Source organism: Micromonospora sp. NPDC049799 (genome assembly GCF_040656655.1).
GTDB lineage: Bacteria > Actinomycetota > Actinomycetes > Mycobacteriales > Micromonosporaceae > Micromonospora.
In genome coordinates, this window is record NZ_JBFAMU010000836.1 from 1 (window position 1) to 1376 (window position 1376).

General features: G+C 76.6%; 1 protein-coding gene. It reads left to right on the top strand.

Annotated features, from left to right (window positions below; genetic code table 11):
- Nucleotides 1–167: 167 nt before the first annotated feature.
- The coding region (locus AB0I76_RS29925; RefSeq protein ID WP_357042487.1) for a lipid II flippase MurJ at nucleotides 168–1376 on the top strand (1209 nt) is incomplete at its 3' end.

A 1376-nucleotide genomic window follows, 5' to 3' on the forward strand; every position in this document is an offset into this window, starting at 1 on the left:
GCTCGGCGTCGCCCTGGCCGCCCGGTCCGGCCCGCTGGGCCGCGCCGGGATCCTCGCCGTCCTCGCCGGGCTCACCGCCGCCAGCGAGAAGGTCAGCTTCACGGCCGTCATCCAGCGGACCCCGGGTCTGCGTGAACTCGACGCGCTGGGCCGTCGCGCCGACTGACGTGACGACCCCGGCACCCCTCGCCGGCGCCGGCCGCGTCGCCGGAGCGGCCGCGCTCATCGCCGTCCTCACCGTGGTCGCCCGGCTCGCCGGCTTCGGCCGCACCGCCGTCTTCACCTGGACGCTCGCCCCCACCGACCTCGGTGGCACGTACGTGGTGGCGAACGCCGTCCCGAACATCGTCTTCGAGGTCGTGGCCGGTGGGGCGCTGGCCAGCCTCGTCGTACCGCTGCTGGCCGGGCCGGTCGCCGCCGGTGACCGGGCGACGGTGGCCCGGACCACCGGCGCGCTGCTCACCTGGACCCTCGCTCTGCTGGTGCCCCTCGCGCTGGCGGTGGCGCTGCTGGCCGGGCCGCTGATCGGGCTGCTCGGGGAGGGCCTCACCGCCGCGCAGCAGGACAGCGGCGCGCGCATGCTGCGGGTCTTCGCCCCGCAGTTGCCGCTGTACGGGATCGGCATCGTGCTGACCGGGGTCCTCCAGGCGCACCGCCGCTTCGCCTGGCCGGTCATCGCGCCGCTGCTGTCCAGCCTCACCGTCGTCGCGGTGTACCTGGTCTTCACCCTCTCAGAGGGTGCCAGGGCGACGGTGGCCGAGGTCAGCCGGGGCGGGGAGCTGCTGCTGTCGGCGGGGACGACGGCGGGCGTGGTGGTCCTGTCCCTGTCGCTGCTGATCCCGTTCCGCCGGCTGCGGATCGTGCCGGCGGTGGGCTTCCGCTTCCCCGGCGACGCCCGTGCCCGGGTGGGTGGGCTGGCGGTCGCCGGTGCCGTGACGGTCACCGCCCAGCAGGTCGCGCTCGCGGTCAGCCTGAACCAGGTGGCCTACGGCGCGACCGCCGACCTGGGTGTGTTCAACCTCGCCCAGACGGTGTTCCTGCTGCCGTGGGCGGTGCTGGCGGTGCCGCTGGCGGTGGCCGCGTACCCGGCCCTGTCCGCGGCCTCGGCCGCCGGCGACGAGGAGGCGTACCGCGCGACCCTGGCCCCGGCCGTCCGGGGCGTGCTGCTGTTCAGCTGTCTCGGCGCGGCGGCCCTGGTCGGCACGGCCGGGCCGGTCGGCCACCTCTTCTTTGACGGCGCCGCGGCCGACACGGCGGCCGGTGCCGTCGCCGGCTTCGCACCGGGCCTGCTCGGGTACGCCCTCTTCGCCGTGTTGAGCCGGGCCCTCTACGCGCGGGGCGAGACGCGGTCGGCCACCCGCGCCGTCGCGGTCGGC